General features: G+C 29.0%; 14 protein-coding genes. 7 read left to right on the top strand and 7 right to left on the bottom strand.

Going from position 1 to position 14,920, the window contains the following annotated elements; genetic code table 11:
- Positions 1-73: 73 nt before the first annotated feature.
- The 3 genes from I6U51_RS13970 to I6U51_RS13960 all read right to left on the bottom strand — a co-directional run bounded on the left by I6U51_RS13970 (position 74) and on the right by I6U51_RS13960 (position 1,077).
- Entirely contained in the window at positions 74-505 is a 432-nt protein-coding gene (locus tag I6U51_RS13970) for a hypothetical protein (protein WP_211143232.1), read from the bottom strand.
- Positions 506-570: 65 nt separating this feature from the next.
- Positions 571-726, bottom strand: coding sequence for a hypothetical protein (locus tag I6U51_RS13965; protein ID WP_211143231.1), 156 nt, complete (start codon positions 724-726; stop codon positions 571-573).
- A gap of 171 nt (positions 727-897) precedes the next feature.
- Positions 898-1,077 (bottom strand): LPXTG cell wall anchor domain-containing protein, encoded by a 180-nt coding sequence (locus I6U51_RS13960; RefSeq protein WP_211143230.1) that lies wholly within the window; start codon positions 1,075-1,077, stop codon positions 898-900.
- Positions 1,078-1,357: 280 nt separating this feature from the next.
- Between I6U51_RS13960 and I6U51_RS13955 the strand changes: the two genes are divergently transcribed.
- Positions 1,358-2,311, top strand: a complete 954-nt coding sequence (locus I6U51_RS13955; protein WP_211143229.1) for a helix-turn-helix transcriptional regulator — start codon at positions 1,358-1,360, stop codon at positions 2,309-2,311.
- A 177-nt stretch (positions 2,312-2,488) separates the two neighbouring features.
- Here I6U51_RS13955 and I6U51_RS13950 read toward each other — a convergent pair whose 3' ends face one another.
- Positions 2,489-3,427: a VCBS repeat-containing protein gene (locus tag I6U51_RS13950; protein ID WP_211143228.1), complete on the bottom strand. Its 939-nt coding sequence runs from the start codon at positions 3,425-3,427 to the stop codon at positions 2,489-2,491.
- Between the two features lie 134 nt (positions 3,428-3,561).
- Between I6U51_RS13950 and I6U51_RS13945 the strand changes: the two genes are divergently transcribed.
- Positions 3,562-4,794 carry an ABC transporter substrate-binding protein gene (locus tag I6U51_RS13945; protein ID WP_211143227.1) on the top strand — a complete coding sequence of 411 codons (1,233 nt, stop codon included), beginning with the start codon at positions 3,562-3,564 and terminating at the stop codon, positions 4,792-4,794.
- A gap of 65 nt (positions 4,795-4,859) precedes the next feature.
- Here I6U51_RS13945 and perR read toward each other — a convergent pair whose 3' ends face one another.
- Positions 4,860-5,285 (bottom strand): transcriptional regulator PerR, encoded by a 426-nt coding sequence (gene perR, locus I6U51_RS13940; protein WP_211143226.1) that lies wholly within the window; start codon positions 5,283-5,285, stop codon positions 4,860-4,862.
- Positions 5,286-5,568: 283 nt separating this feature from the next.
- On the opposite strand from perR, the gene I6U51_RS13935 reads away from it, so the two are divergent.
- The 3 genes from I6U51_RS13935 (at position 5,569) to I6U51_RS13925 (ending at position 9,460) form a co-directional block, all read left to right on the top strand.
- Entirely contained in the window at positions 5,569-6,822 is a 1,254-nt protein-coding gene (locus I6U51_RS13935; protein WP_246517347.1) for a DUF2334 domain-containing protein, read from the top strand.
- A gap of 447 nt (positions 6,823-7,269) precedes the next feature.
- Positions 7,270-8,607, top strand: a complete 1,338-nt coding sequence (locus tag I6U51_RS13930) for an APC family permease (RefSeq protein WP_211143224.1) — start codon at positions 7,270-7,272, stop codon at positions 8,605-8,607.
- 307 nt (positions 8,608-8,914) lie between these two features.
- Positions 8,915-9,460 (top strand): NADH peroxidase, encoded by a 546-nt coding sequence (locus I6U51_RS13925; protein ID WP_178909395.1) that lies wholly within the window; start codon positions 8,915-8,917, stop codon positions 9,458-9,460.
- A gap of 51 nt (positions 9,461-9,511) precedes the next feature.
- Here the strand turns inward: I6U51_RS13925 and I6U51_RS13920 are convergent, their stop codons facing one another.
- Complete coding sequence (locus I6U51_RS13920; protein WP_211143223.1) at positions 9,512-9,934, bottom strand: helix-turn-helix transcriptional regulator; 423 nt, start codon at positions 9,932-9,934, stop codon at positions 9,512-9,514.
- The gene (locus tag I6U51_RS13915) at positions 9,912-11,810 is read right to left on the bottom strand and encodes a cache domain-containing protein (protein WP_211143222.1); all 1,899 of its coding nucleotides are present in this window, start codon (positions 11,808-11,810) and stop codon (positions 9,912-9,914) included. Before I6U51_RS13915 ends, I6U51_RS13920 begins: the two co-directional genes overlap by 23 nt.
- A gap of 517 nt (positions 11,811-12,327) precedes the next feature.
- Here I6U51_RS13915 and I6U51_RS13910 point away from each other — a divergent pair.
- Both I6U51_RS13910 and I6U51_RS13905 read left to right on the top strand, forming a co-directional pair.
- Positions 12,328-13,317 carry a sugar ABC transporter substrate-binding protein gene (locus tag I6U51_RS13910; RefSeq protein WP_211143221.1) on the top strand — a complete coding sequence of 330 codons (990 nt, stop codon included), beginning with the start codon at positions 12,328-12,330 and terminating at the stop codon, positions 13,315-13,317.
- A gap of 113 nt (positions 13,318-13,430) precedes the next feature.
- Positions 13,431-14,918, top strand: coding sequence for a sugar ABC transporter ATP-binding protein (locus tag I6U51_RS13905; RefSeq protein WP_211143220.1), 1,488 nt, complete (start codon positions 13,431-13,433; stop codon positions 14,916-14,918).
- The last annotated feature ends 2 nt before the right edge of the window (positions 14,919-14,920 follow it).

Here is a 14,920-nt window from a genome sequence, read left to right as displayed (position 1 = left end):
AATATAATAAAGGTAAAGACATGTATTACAAGTTATGTAAACGTGTCTTTACCTTTGTTTAGTTTAATATAGTTTATTTCCTTTTTTTATTGTCATTATTACTATTTCCTAGGGCACCTTTTAACAGAGAGCCTAAAAGATCTTGTCCATCAGGAGATGACTGTAGAGCTTTTACAGCATTTAATAATTGGTCTTGTACATTACTATTTTTTCCGTTATCTACATCGTCTAATCTATCTGCAAGAGCTAAAAGTTGAGATTTTATTTCATTTTCATCCATATTACTTGAGCTTACTACTTTACCTAAATCACCTTTATTTAAATCGCTTAAATCAAAGTTTCTAAGCATTGAACTTAATTGGTTTGTAGTCATATTATTAGCACCTACAAGAGAACTGATTATTGATATAATTTGATTTATGTCAATATTTTTCAATAAATCGCCAAAATTAAATCCTTGAGAAACAGCTGTTTTAGTATTACTTTTGCGGTGATGTTTTCCCATTTTATCACTCCTTTATGTTAAGGAGAGCAGAAGGCTCTCCCTAATTAAATGATCTTATTTAAATACTAATTGTTGTTGCAAGCGCAACCGCATACTATTATCACAGCAAGTGTAATTATAATAGCATCACGAGCTCCTTTTCTTCTATTACGTCCTAACAATAGTAAGCCTATTAAAGCTGCTAATGCTATGAATCCGAATCCGAAGTTATTATTGAACATACGCAAATCCCCCTTTTCTAGGCTATGGCTTTATTTAACTCTTTTTACTTTACATCCTAAGTTCCACCAATTTCTTTTGCTCTTGTGCACTAATCATATTTTACTTTTAGTGATCAAACAGCTCATGGAAGTCATTTTTGTAAGATATGATGTGATACTTACAACTTTGTTTTATCTGTTAAAGCCAGAGCATCCACAAACTATTATTACAGCAAGTATTATTAAAACAGCGAAACGAGTACCTCTGCGTCTACCAAATATTAGCAAGAAAAATGCTATTAAAGCTGCTAATGATGCTACTGGAAAAAAGTTGTTGTTGCTGCTATTACAGCAGTGACGATGTCTACTCATATTCTAATCCCCCTTTTCTAGGCTGTGGTTTTATTTTATTCTTTTCACTTTATATCTTAAGTTTAAATATTTTTTAATTAGTAGTTTTTCTAATACTTATCTTTGGCTTGTTTATAATATATATTATTCATTTATTATAGATTTGACACAATAAAAAAAAATTACGAAGTAATTTTTTTATAATATAATTTTTAAAATCATATGAAAATGTACTAAAAAAATATCAAAATAACACGATAAAAGTAAAGATTAGTATAACTATATACTGGGGGGAAAAAATATGTCTAAGATTTCTCATTTGCTAGAGATGATAATTACGCTACAGTATAAGGGACTTACAACCGCATCAGAATTAGCTGAAACTTTGGAAGTCGATAAAAAAACTATATATAGATATATAAACAGTTTAAATAAAGCTAATATACCTGTATATACAAAGAAAGGAAGATATGGAGGGTTTTATATAGATGAAGAATTTTATATGAAACCATCAAAGCTCAGCGAAGAAGAATTACAGTCTTTATTAATGGCCACTAAAATACTTACTGAAGAAAATGGATTTATAGCGGAAAAAAACCTACAGTCAGCGGTTTCCAAAATAAAAAGCATTTGTATAAATGATGACGACGAACTAAAACTTTTAAATGACAACGGGTGTTTTAAAATAAGCGAAATTGGAAATTTGCAAGGTATGGAAGATAAAATATCAAAAATTAATTATGCTATAAATAGAGGAAGAACTATAAGTATAAATTATTTTTCAATAAATAAAAATAATTTGACTGTAAGAAAAGTAGATCCATATACTTTATTATTCAGAGAGGGTGCTTGGTATATTATTGGTTATTGTCACATGAAAGATACCATAGAGACTTTTAAGTTATCAAGAATTAAGACAATAAAAGCAACAAATGAAATATACATGATACCTCACACTTTCTCATTAAAAGATTATCTTAATAATAATTGGGGCGTATTTAAAGGCGAGAAGACAAAGATCATAATAAAATTTGATAAGAACATTTCGGAGTTTATTAAAGATGGCAGGTGGCACATTAGCCAACAGATAGAAGAACTCCAAAGTGGAGATGTATTATTAAGTATTTATTTAGATGATACCGATGAATTAAAGAAATGGATACTTGGAATTGGAAAAGATGCTGAGGTTATAGAACCTAAAAGTCTTCGAGAGGAGATAAAAGCGGAAATAGAACAAATATATAAAAAATATTAAAAAAGTTATTTATATATGTATAAATATTGGGGAATGGGACAAAATAAAAAATGTAATTCGGAGATAAAATCTCCTGTAGCATCAAGTACTATAATCTCTACTTGATGCGATAACCCCCCATCCCCCTTGGGACCGTAAATGCGGTCCCTTTTTAATTACTAATAAATCTTAATCCTATTATTTTAAGTTAATTGATATAATCTTGAAATAGTTCTTTTCTTTGCTGTTTTCATCCGGAATTAAGTTGACATTTAAAGTATAATTTTTAACTATGTTTTTATCTTTATTAGAAGTGCCTCTGAAGTTAAGAGTCCAAATAATCTCTGATACGTTACCATTCTTATCGCATCTATTCTCCATAAATATTGCATCTTGAAACACATAAGTGTTGTTATCACCAGACAATTTGCCAATTACAGACAAACTGCTACCAGGTATATTAGATGAAAATATCTCCTTTGGTGTATACTCTTCACTTTGAGGAAGACTTTGTATAAACTTAATAAAAGTAAAAATTGTATCCTTCCCCATAAATGTATTTGTAGTTTCATAATTATAGTTTTTGAATTTATAGTTTAAAAATATATAGTTTGACATCCATATGCCAGCGTCTTGCAATCTACCGGATATAACTTTTGGTGTTTTGTTATTTTTACAATCTATAAATCCTAGTATGTTGTTAGAATTAGAAAAAATATTTTCAAATTTTTCATTGTTCCAAAAGAATACATGTTGAATAGGTGTATCTTTGTTTGAAGCTTGTACAAATATTTCTGGGATTTTATCTCTTGAAACATCAATAAGAGTTACACGCATAGGCCAGTAAGGAGAATAAAAACCAATAGGTGATTGCTTACTTTCAGCTTCTATAGGATAAATTTTATCTTTACATTTTAATTCTAGGATATATTTAGTACCATCTTTCTTAATATACAACTCCTCTTCCTTACCATCTCCATTAAAATCTGCCTTTAACACCTTATTATCAGATACATTATTAAAAGCTGCAGATGAATTTTTTGATATTAGTAAAACTGTTAAAAATATAAAAATGATAAGTATGAAAATTATAAAATAAATATGTTTTTTCTTTAGAAATATTACCCTGAAATTCATATATTTCACCTCCACTTAATTATATGAATTTATTATATATTTAATTATTATGCACAAAATAAATTTAGAAGTACTTTGTAACTAGAAAGAAGGTGATATTTATAAAGAATAAGTTATTGTGAAAGGAGAAAAATATGTTTTATAAGAAAAGAGTATTAACTATTTTTTTATTAGTTATATTAACTTTAAGTATTAGTGCTTGCTCCTTTAAAAAAGATACACCTAAAGAAAAGCAATTAAACATATATGTTGATATTAAAGATAAAGAATCTTTGAATATATTAAAAATTATTACAGAAGAATACAAAAAATCTAATCCTAAAGTAAAGCTCAGTATTAATAATGCAATAGGTGGAAAAATTGAAGATGACATAAGTAAGGGAAGCGAACAAGATATAGTAATAACTTCTAGAAACAATATGATAAAACTAAGTAGAAAAGGACTTCTGAGTGATTTAGGAAGTTATTATGATGAGAATAAGATAAGTGATAAGTACTATAGTGTTGCAAATGCATATGGAAGGTTTGGAGATAAATATTACGGTATAGCACTAATGCCTTACACTATGGAGATATTATATAATAAAAGTGCTTTTGATAAATTGGGCTTAACTCAACCATCTACAGTTAATGATTTAAAAGAAGCGTTAAAAAAGATAAATAGTACAGCAGCGAGAATTCCAGTTGTGCTTACTGAAGATTTAGATATAAACAGTGGACTATCTTCTATAATAGTTAATAATAAGATAAGTATGAGAAAACTAGAAAGCATATTTGATAGTGGGGGAGCGGCTTATAAATCTTTAAAGGAAATGCAGCAGGCCTTTGATACCATATATAGTCTTGTTAGTGGTGGGAATATAAACAAGAACACTTTTGAAGTGGGAAACGAAAGTAGTGTGGAGAAGTTTGTAAAAGGAGATATTCCATTAATAATAAGTTCATCTTATTATTCAAGTCATTTCAAGGATAACAATATAATGGTTGCTGCTGATAGTACAAATGATCCTTCAAAAAAAATGAACGTACCTGTTATAAGTAATGCAATAATGTGTACTCCAGTAAATAGTAAGAATGGTGAAGAGATAGGAAACTTTATAAAGTTTTTTACTGATGAAGAAATTAATAAAAAATTAGTAGAACAGGGATTTGTTACTGGTAATAAAAAAGCTAATAATTCTATAGTTGGAGGGGCTAAAGCAAGTATAGTAAAACATCTTGAGAATAGTACAGAAGATAGTCTAATTTATGTTTACAATATACCAGATAAATTAAAAAGTAGTATATCATCGAAAATAGATCAAATACTAAATGGAAAGCATACAGGCAAAGAGTGGGATGAAGCTGTAGATGACGCTTTTAAATAGAGAAATGAAATAATGAGAAGACAAAAGAGCAGTTGATTACAACTGCTCTAAAAATTTGTACTAAACTATTGTTCACAGGCATTATCTTTACAACATTTACATATTCCATAAAAATATATTTTGTTATTGATAATATCGTAGTCAGTATAATCTTTCACTTTGTCATTTAAGTCTGAGAAGGAAATACCATCAATGTCATCAACTCTTGCACAATTTAAACATTGTATATGCGGATGAGACGTAACATTTCCATCATATCTAAAGTTACCTTCGCCTACATTAATTTCCTTAACTAGATCTACCTCAACTAATGTTTTTAAAGCTTTATAAACAGTTGCCAAACTCATTGTAGGATATTCCGGTTGTAGAGCTTTATATATAGTTTCAGCAGATGGATGCTCTTTTGTAGATTGCAAAAACTTATATACTGCAATACGCTGAGGAGTAAGTTTTAATTTCTTCTCTCTAAAAATACCAGCTAAATTATTCATATACACCATCCTTACTATATAATTAATTATATCATATAATAAAAATTATTACTTGTCAAAAGTAATTTTTTAGAAAATATTGTTGATGTGAAATTTAGGAAAATTAAATTATAAAATTAGGATAATTTTCATGAGAAAGGCAAAAATAAAGTGAAGAATTTTTTATATTAATAAAGAAAGAAGCGATAAAATGAGAATTTTTAACAGGTGGAAATTTTTTATTGTAATTATAGTGCTTTTAGTATTCACATATTTTATTAAGTCTGTAAGTAGTAAAATATATATGGAAAATAGTGGCGATAAGTATACATCAAAAGATATTAATATGATAAAGGCTAACATAAGCTTAAAATACGAAGACGCTGATTTAAATTTGTTAAAGCCTATATATGTAGAAAATAATAGATATTATATTCCTGTGACAGAGATCTTAAGTAAACTTCATGGAAAGAGCTCTATAAAAAATAATAGTACAGTTTTAGAATTAAATCAATGTAATATTATTGTTAATCATGATAAAGATGAATTTGTCAAAAATGAAAGAGGTATTAAATTAAAAGAGAAAGCTATATGTACTAATGATTGTGTTTATATAACACTATTTGACTTCATAAAAATGTTCGATTTAAAGACTCAATGGAATATAGATAAAAATACTATATCTCTATATAAAAATAGAGATATAGTAAATTGTGCTGCAGTAAGTAAGAAAGGAAAACCTGCTTTAATTAGGCTAGAAGATATAGCAGCAGGGGGAATGTATAGCTCGGAAGAGTCTTTAGAGAAACTCAGAATAATTTGTGACTATCTGCATAGTGAAGGAGTGCCTTTTCATATTGCATGGATACCTAGATATGTTAGCCCGAAAAAAAATATAGATAATGATCTTTTAAAAAATTATAATATGCATAATGCTGATTTTGTCTTTACGTTAGATTACTTTATGGATAAGGGTGGAATAATAGGACTTCACGGATATACTCATCAATATGGAGAGACAGAGAGTGTAGATGGAATAGAATTTCATAGAAGTTTAAGAGACAATATTCCAGGAGATATTCAGTATGCACAGGAAAGAATAAAGGCTGCATTAGAGACTGCTGGAAAATTAAAAATCCAATGCAGTTTTTTTGAAGTGCCGCACTATGCTATTTTATATCCTCAACAAGATATTATTGAAAAAAATTTTGATTATATATATGAACCATATTCTGAAGATGGAGGTATAACTGAGTGTAATAAGGTGTTTTATAAAGATAAATATGGCAGAATCATAAAGTATATTCCTACACCATTGAATTATATAGATGGTAAAGATGATTGTATAAATATGATTAATAAGATAGATACATTAAAAGAGGGTTTGATTGCAAGTTTTTTTTATCATCCATATATAGAATTTGATGATATAAAGATATCTAAGGGGGAAGATGGATACCCATATTACGAATACTCTAATCAGTCGGTAATGCATCAAGTAATTGATAGATTGAAATATAGAAATTTTACATTTTATCGAATAAATGATGTTAAATAAATTTTTAATACCACTACGGGGTTGCTACTATCAGGTTAAAAATATTACTATGATTATTAGTTGTGAATGTATATGTTAAATTTTTTGCATTTTAATTGTAGTAAAGAACTTTTTATGTATGCAAAACTTTAGCATGGGAATTTCAATATGACATAAATTATGACAAATTTATCTCAAGTATAACAAAAATTATTCTTATTAAAAGTTTTGCAATAATTAAATAATTATAAAAATAACAATTTGTATAGAGGCAAAATTTCAAAAAATGACCATAAAATTATAAATTCGCAAAAATAACATGCTTATTATGTAAATTAATGCAAAAAATTCATTTAAATATAAAATTATTGTGAAAATTTCACTTGATTTAGTGAATGATTCATGTTAAGATTTTATCGGAATAAGAAATATATATAATAATACTTTTGTGGGGAGGTAAATCACGCAATGAGTAAAAGTGAATTAAAAAAAGAAATTGGTTTAGTACCCGCTCTTGCAATCGTTATCGGTATGGTTATAGGTGGAGGAGTATTCTTCAAACCTACAGCTGTATTTGGTGCAACAGGAGCGCCAGGATTGGGTATGACTGCATGGGTTTTAGGCGGAATTATTTCTATAGCAGGTGGTCTTACTGCTGCTGAGGTATCTGCAGCTATACCAAAAACAGGTGGTATGGTAGCATATTTAGAGGAAACATATGGTGATGTTTGGGGTTACCTTTTAGGATGGGCTCAAACAGTTATATATTTCCCAGCAAATATTGCAGCTCTTGGAATAATATTTGGTACTCAAGCTGCTACTCTACTAGGTTTAAGTGATTCAATGATAATTCCAGTAGCAATTATAACTATTATATTCCTTACATGTATGAATTCACTAGGATCAAAGACAGGTGGAGCTATTCAGACAGTTGCAACAGCAGGTAAATTAATACCTTTATTTGCAATCATAATAGTAGGACTTATAAAAGGTGATGGTGGAGTAGTTAGATTATTCCCAATGACTGCTGTTGACCACCCAATTGGTACAAGCTTAGGATCAGCACTAGTTGCTACAATGTTCGCTTATGATGGATGGATAAACGTTGGAGCTATAGCTGGAGAAATGAAAAATCCTGCTAAAGACTTACCAAGAGCGATTATTGGTGGATTATCATTAGTTATGGCTGTTTATCTATTAATAAACGTAGCTTACCTATTCGTATTACCAGCATCAGCACTTGCAGCTACAAAGACACCAGCTGCAGACGTTGCAACAATAATCTTTGGACCATCAGGTGGAAAGATTATCACAGTAGGTATATTAGTATCAATATTTGGAGCAATCAATGGATATATATTAACAGGAATGAGAATTCCATATGCTATGGCAACTGAAAATAAACTACCATTTAGTAACTGGTTAGCAAAATTACACCCAACATTTAAGACACCAATAAACAGTGGTATATTAATGGCTGTTATATCAATATTATTAGTATTCTCAGGAAAGTTTGATCAGTTAACTGACTTATTAATATTCGTAATATGGTTGTTCTATGTTATGACATTCTATGCTGTGTTTGTTCTTAGAAAAAATCAACCAAATCTTCATAGACCATATAAAGTACCTCTATATCCTATAGTACCTGCTATAGCAATAATTGGAGGAGCTTATATAATATTAAATACTTTATTTACTCAACCTATGAACGCTGGATTAGGACTTGTCTTTACATTAATAGGATATCCTGTTTATAAGTCAAGAAAGAGTAAGTTTAAGAAAGTAGATGACAATATTGCATAAAATGTAATATATGAAAGTTAGACTTATGTGAAAATAAAACTAATTGTTTTCACATAGGTCTTTTTTTATAAATAAAATAAAGAGAGTCCTTAAACCTATCACCAGTTGGGAAAATATCTCTTTACATAATTTAAATTTTTCCTTTAAATACTTGTACATAAAAAATTAAAAAAATGTACATAACTTATCTTGGAAAACACTTGAAAAAAACGAATTAATATCATATAATAGTAATTGTTGATGATATTTTAATGTTTATAAATAAAAACCTATATATAAATTATGATTAGATGGGGAGGAAATATTAATGAAAAAATTTGTTTGTACAATATGTGGATACGTTCATGAAGGAGAAATGGCTCCAGAAAAGTGCCCTCAATGTAAGGCTCCAAGAGAAAAATTTATAGAAAAAGTAGAAGGGCAAATGAGTTGGGCTGATGAGCATAAAGTTGGAGTTGCTGAAGGAGTAGATCAAGCAGTAGTAGAAGGGCTAAGAGCTAACTTTACTGGTGAATGTACAGAAGTTGGAATGTATTTAGCTATGAGCCGTCAAGCTGAAAGAGAAGGATATCCTGAAATAGCAGAAGCATATAAGAGAATAGCTTTTGAAGAGGCAGAACATGCTGCTAAGTTTGCAGAATTACTTGGAGAAGTAGTAACTGCTGATACAAAGAAGAACTTACAAATGAGAGTTGAAGCAGAACATGGAGCTTGTCAAGGTAAAAAAGACTTAGCTACTTTAGCTAAAAAGTTAAACTATGATGCAATTCATGATACAGTACATGAAATGTGCAAAGATGAAGCAAGACATGGATGTGCATTTAAAGGATTATTAGATAGATACTTTAAATAAGAAAAAAATAGATACCTCTGATTAGAGGTATCTATTTTTTTATATAAATAATTAAGTAGATTTATAAGTATTTCTATAATGATTAGGTGAAATACCATAATTCTTTTTAAAGGCAGTATAAAAGTAATTCGTATTGCTAAAACCAACAGCGGTAGATATTTCAGATACTGTTAAATCAGTAGTCTCGAGAAGAAATTTAGCTTTATTAAATCTAACTTCAGAAATATAAATAGATAGAGATTTATTTACCGTATTTTTAAAGATAGTTCTAAGATAATTTGATGAAATATTTACATGGTCTGCAATACTCTCAGGTGATATAGACGGATTAGGGTAATTTTCGTCTATATAATTTGTAACAGCTTTAACAATAGTATTTACCCTATTTAGCTTCTTTTCATTAAACTGAGCTACACAATTTGAATAAAGGTTCATAAACCATGCTTTAACTTCATTTAAGGTCTCTAGTTTCATTATTTACCTTATAGAGGGTATCTACTAACTTTTTTGAATGTAAAGCCAGTTGCGATATGCTAAGAAGAATATTGCTATAAGAATAGGTACTAATCTTATTAAGCATTTTATCCAGTTCGGTTTCTATATTTTTTATGTTACCTAGTTTTACAGCATTAAATAAGGAACTTTCCAAATCTTCGTCGTAGAAATAGTCATTATTAATATCGGCATTTATTTTATCATAATATAGAATGGAGTTTATGCCATATTTTAGTCTATAATTCACACAGTCAGCAGCAAGTTTATATGAAGATGATATTTGTGACAAACTATAAGCATAAGACCCAATACCAGATGAAAGTGAAACATTAAAATATGATAAAACATAATTTTGAATTTCAGCAACAATATTTATAATTAAATCTAAGTCTTCTTGACTTGGTTCTTTTGAAGTGCTTAAAATTAATGCTATTAAATTACCATTTATATTAAGGCACTCGTTACTATAGTATTTTGAAGAAATATCACTACATATGTTGCATATACCAAATCGGACCAATTGCCTATCTCTATTAGAAAATCTCGAATAAAAATGTTTGATTCTATCTATTTTAAATACAATAGCTATATTACCATTCTCAGATATATTAATATTTAGCTCTTCAAATTTTGTTTTTATGTCTTTAAAATTTACTACTGTATTTAATAATATGCTTTTTAACAACTGCTTTTTGATAAAGTTGGTATCTTCAATAGAGAGCTTTTTCAAGCTTAACTTTTCATTAAGAATATTATCAATAGCTATCGATAAGAAATCAAATTCATTAGATTTGCTATAATTTTGAAGTTCATTATTAATAAGTGCTTTACTCTTAACCTGCTTAACAATTCTATCTATAGGAGAATATATTCGCATAGATATTAAATACGAACAGGCGGCCCCTATAATAAATATTGTTATAAATATTACTATAATTAAATGAATCATTTTATTTATACTTCCAAGGAAAGTATTATATGGAGTAATAGTAATAAACTTTAAACCCATTCTTTCTAAGGCTGTGTAAGTAATAACACAAGGTTTTCCATCTATATCACATAAGAAATTTCCGTTATCATTCTTATTTTCTAATATTTTCTTTAAATAATCGCTTTGAGATATATTTTTTAAAAACATTCCTGAACTTGAGTGGAGTACTATATTACCCTTATTATCAATTGCAAATAAATCACATCCATTTTCCGAAATAGTTTTGAAATATTTTTCAACTTCATCAGCATCTAAGTTTAGAATTATAGCACCATCAGGTAAATTATTTTTAGGATTTTTACTATTGCTAAGAAAAATTGATAAAATATTCTTTTTATAGTTTGAATTATATTCTGAGGATAGATTTATTCTCCTTGGAATTAAGTTAGAAGAAAATGTTTCAGAAGAATTTTTCAATATATCTATAATTTCATGATCATAAAAACTATCAACTTTTTGTTCGCCACTTACAGATGTGTAAATCTTCCCATTGTTGTTATTGTAAATGTATATCGAATAAATAGATGGAATTGAAGAAGTTAGTTGCATAATTTTAGGATTTGCAATCTCAGTAGTATTTTCATTTTTGTTTAAATACATCAAATTATAAATATCTTGATTCAAATATAGCTGATATGAAAATAGCTTGGCCCAATTTAATGTATAATTCGTATAGTATGAAGCTTGTTCTAATATTTTTTGAGAAGATGAGATAGAGTTCTCTATAATTTGACGTTTGTAACCGCTATATATAGCTAAAGTAGTTACGAATAATATTGCAGAAGTAAGCATTATATATGACAGTAATAGTCTTATAAATGTACTTTTAAAATTAATTTTTTTATTTAATGCAAACATTTTCATATATACATCTCCTTAGTATGAAGGTGACTTTAAAAATACAACCATATGTGTTCAGTTTTAAATAAAGTGTTAAAAATAAAAGGTGTTTTCTGAATTATAAAAGCATATGTGGGTCATTTAACCAATAAAACTAATCAATCTCAATATGACATAAAACAAAGTAACTAAAAATATTTAAAGTAATGATATTTTTAAAAAGTAAACAAATAGTAAAAAATTATAGTTTTGAAAATTTAGAATTTACTTTATTATTTAAATATGCCAAAGCAAATGGTGAAAAATTCAGATAATATGCAATATTTAAATTATACATTATTTATATAAATAAATATAGTACTTATACACTTGGCAAAAATATCTTTATATTTTTAACTTTAATGCTAAAAAGTCCCTTTATATTAAATAGTACAAAATAATATTACATAAAAATTAAATTCTAATGAGAGGAGGATAGAATTTAATAATAAATATAAAATAGGTATGGTTCAAATTTTAATAAAATTAAGGGGGAAAATTGATGAAGAGATATGGAAAATTATTAAGTGCTCTCGCTATTACGGCAGTAATGTCATCATTGTTTGTTGGATGTGGAAATAAGTCAACAGGTGAAAGTCAAGAAGCATCTAATAAGAAAGATGGAAAGCCTACTATATCTGTTGTTTTAAAAGCGGTAAACAGTGACTATTGGAAGATAGTACAAGCGGGTGAAAAGGATGCTGGTAAAGAATTGGGAGTAGATGTACAAGTACTTGGTCCAAATGATGAAACTGACATCGCAGGGCAAACTTCCTTAATGGAAGATCAAATAGTTAAGAAAGTTTCCGTTTTAGTTGTAGCACCATCACAACCTAGTGCTGCACTAGCTACTTTTGATAAGGCGGATGCTGCTAAAATTCCTGTTATTCTTATAGACACAGATGCTAAATGGGATAAGAAAAAAGCCTTTGTTGGAACAGGGAACTTGGCTGGTGGACAGCTTGGTGGTAAGTACTTAGCAGAAAAGGCTGGAAAAGGATCAGAAGTTGTTATTATAAGAGGAGCTTTAGGAGATGCAACTCATGATGAACGTGTAAATGGTGCTAAGCAAGAGTTAGAAGCTGCTGGTGTTAAAGTTGTAGAAATTCAGCCAGCTAACAGTGATAGAAACAAAGCTATGTCAGTAATGGAAAACCTTCTACAAACTCATCCAAATGTAAAAGGTGTTTTCTGCTCAAATGATGAAATGGCACTAGGAGCTCTAAGAGCACTTAAACAAGCTAATAAAACAAATGTTGCTGTAATTGGATTTGACGGTTCACCAGATGCTATGAAATCAATAAAAGCTGGAGAGCTTACAGCTTCAGTAGCACAAAGTCCATATAATATAGGTAAATTAGGTGTAGAAACTGCAGTTAAGGCGGCTAAAGGTGAAAACGTTGACAAGAGAGTTGATACTGGTACAAAGATGATAACTAAAGAAAATGTAGATCAGGCGCAAGCTGAGTTAGATAAAATACTTAAAAAATAACTTTCATTATATAAGTATTAAAATGTGGACCCGACTAACTTAAAATACGTTGGGTTCACAAAATTAAAAAATATAAATATTATAGCTAATTGGAAATAGAGGTGAGTTGTATAATGAAACAGCCTATTATTGAATTAAAAGGCGTTTCCAAGATATTTCCTGGGGTTAGAGCATTAAATTCAATAGATTTAGATGTGTATCCAGGTGAAGTACTCGGATTAGTAGGAGAAAATGGAGCGGGTAAGTCTACGCTAATTAAAATTTTAACAGGTGCTCATAGAAATGATGAAGGGAAAATATTTGTTGAAGGTAAAGAAACGGTTATTGATGGACCTAAACATGCTATGAACTTAGGAATAACAGCTATATACCAAGAACTAAATATTGTTAAACAACTTACAGTTGCAGAAAATGTTTTTTTAGGTAGAGAAATTAAAAAAGGCAAGTTACTTGATAGAACACACATGATAGAAAGGGCTTCTGAGTTATTAAAGGATTTAGGACAAGAAATTAACCCAAAGTTACCTATAAATATGTTAGGCGTGGGACAACAACAGATGGTTGAAATAGCAAAAGCTTTAAGTGTAAAGACAAAAGTATTAATAATGGATGAGCCTACAGCGAGTTTAAGTAATAGAGAAGTTAAAGAGTTGTTAAGAACTGTAAAAAGTTTAAGAGATAAGGGTATAGGGATAGTATATATTTCACACAGACTTGAAGAAATTTTAGAAATATGCGATAGAGTTACAGTTATGAGAGATGGGGAAAAGGTTAAGACTTTAGATAAAAAAGAAGTTACGACAGATATTCTAATAAAATTAATGGTTGGAAGAGATTTGGAAGAACAATTTCCTAAAATAGAAACTAAACTAGGTGAAGAAGCGCTAAGAGTTGAGGGTTTAAGTAAAAATGGTGTGTTTGAAAACATTACTTTTGGTGTAAAAAGAGGAGAAATCCTTGGATTGGCAGGTCTTGTAGGAGCTGGGAGAACTGAAGTTATGAGAGTCATTTTTGGAGCAGATCCTAAAGACGCTGGAGATATATTTGTGCACAGCAAAAAGGTTAAAATAAAATCCCCTAGAGATGCGATGAATAATAAAATAGCATTTTTAACTGAGGATAGAAAAGGACAAGGGTTAATCCTTGACAATACAGTAGCATTTAATATGAATATTTCATCTTTTAATAAAATAAAAAATGGATTACTTTTGAGTGCAAGCAAATCTAAACAAAGATGTGCTGAAAATATCAAAAAATTAAATATAAATCCTCCGCTGGATAACTTTATAGTAAGGCAGTTTAGCGGCGGAAATCAACAAAAAGTGGTTATAGCTAAGTGGTTAAATACAGATGCAGATATATATATTTTTGATGAACCAACAAGAGGTATAGACGTAGGAGCTAAAGTTGAAGTTTATAATGTTATGAATGAACTTGTGGCTAAAGGAGCAGCAATAATAATGATTTCTTCGGAAATGCCAGAGATATTAGGTATGAGCGATAGAATTATTGTTATGCATGAGGGAAAGATTACAGGTGAATTTAACAGAAAAGAGGCAAATCAAGAAAATATTATGAAAGCGGCTTCGGGAGGGATATAGTA

Source organism: Clostridium aciditolerans (assembly GCF_016316925.1).
GTDB classification, from domain to species: Bacteria; Bacillota; Clostridia; order Clostridiales; family Clostridiaceae; genus Clostridium_AM; species Clostridium_AM aciditolerans.
This window is presented reverse-complemented; position numbering and strand designations above follow the sequence as displayed.

Coding starts and splice junctions, on each gene's coding strand:
- I6U51_RS13950 (WP_211143228.1), bottom strand. CDS start 3,427: ATGAATTTCAGGGTAATATTTCTAAAGAAAAAACATATTTATTTTATA.
- I6U51_RS13935 (WP_246517347.1), top strand. CDS start 5,569: ATGGAAAATAGTGGCGATAAGTATACATCAAAAGATATTAATATGATA.
- I6U51_RS13925 (WP_178909395.1), top strand. CDS start 8,915: ATGAAAAAATTTGTTTGTACAATATGTGGATACGTTCATGAAGGAGAA.
- I6U51_RS13970 (WP_211143232.1), bottom strand. CDS start 505: ATGGGAAAACATCACCGCAAAAGTAATACTAAAACAGCTGTTTCTCAA.
- I6U51_RS13920 (WP_211143223.1), bottom strand. CDS start 9,934: ATGAAACTAGAGACCTTAAATGAAGTTAAAGCATGGTTTATGAACCTT.
- I6U51_RS13965 (WP_211143231.1), bottom strand. CDS start 726: ATGTTCAATAATAACTTCGGATTCGGATTCATAGCATTAGCAGCTTTA.
- I6U51_RS13915 (WP_211143222.1), bottom strand. CDS start 11,810: ATGAAAATGTTTGCATTAAATAAAAAAATTAATTTTAAAAGTACATTT.
- I6U51_RS13905 (WP_211143220.1), top strand. CDS start 13,431: ATGAAACAGCCTATTATTGAATTAAAAGGCGTTTCCAAGATATTTCCT.
- I6U51_RS13945 (WP_211143227.1), top strand. CDS start 3,562: ATGTTTTATAAGAAAAGAGTATTAACTATTTTTTTATTAGTTATATTA.
- I6U51_RS13910 (WP_211143221.1), top strand. CDS start 12,328: ATGAAGAGATATGGAAAATTATTAAGTGCTCTCGCTATTACGGCAGTA.
- I6U51_RS13955 (WP_211143229.1), top strand. CDS start 1,358: ATGTCTAAGATTTCTCATTTGCTAGAGATGATAATTACGCTACAGTAT.
- I6U51_RS13930 (WP_211143224.1), top strand. CDS start 7,270: ATGAGTAAAAGTGAATTAAAAAAAGAAATTGGTTTAGTACCCGCTCTT.
- I6U51_RS13960 (WP_211143230.1), bottom strand. CDS start 1,077: ATGAGTAGACATCGTCACTGCTGTAATAGCAGCAACAACAACTTTTTT.
- perR (WP_211143226.1), bottom strand. CDS start 5,285: ATGAATAATTTAGCTGGTATTTTTAGAGAGAAGAAATTAAAACTTACT.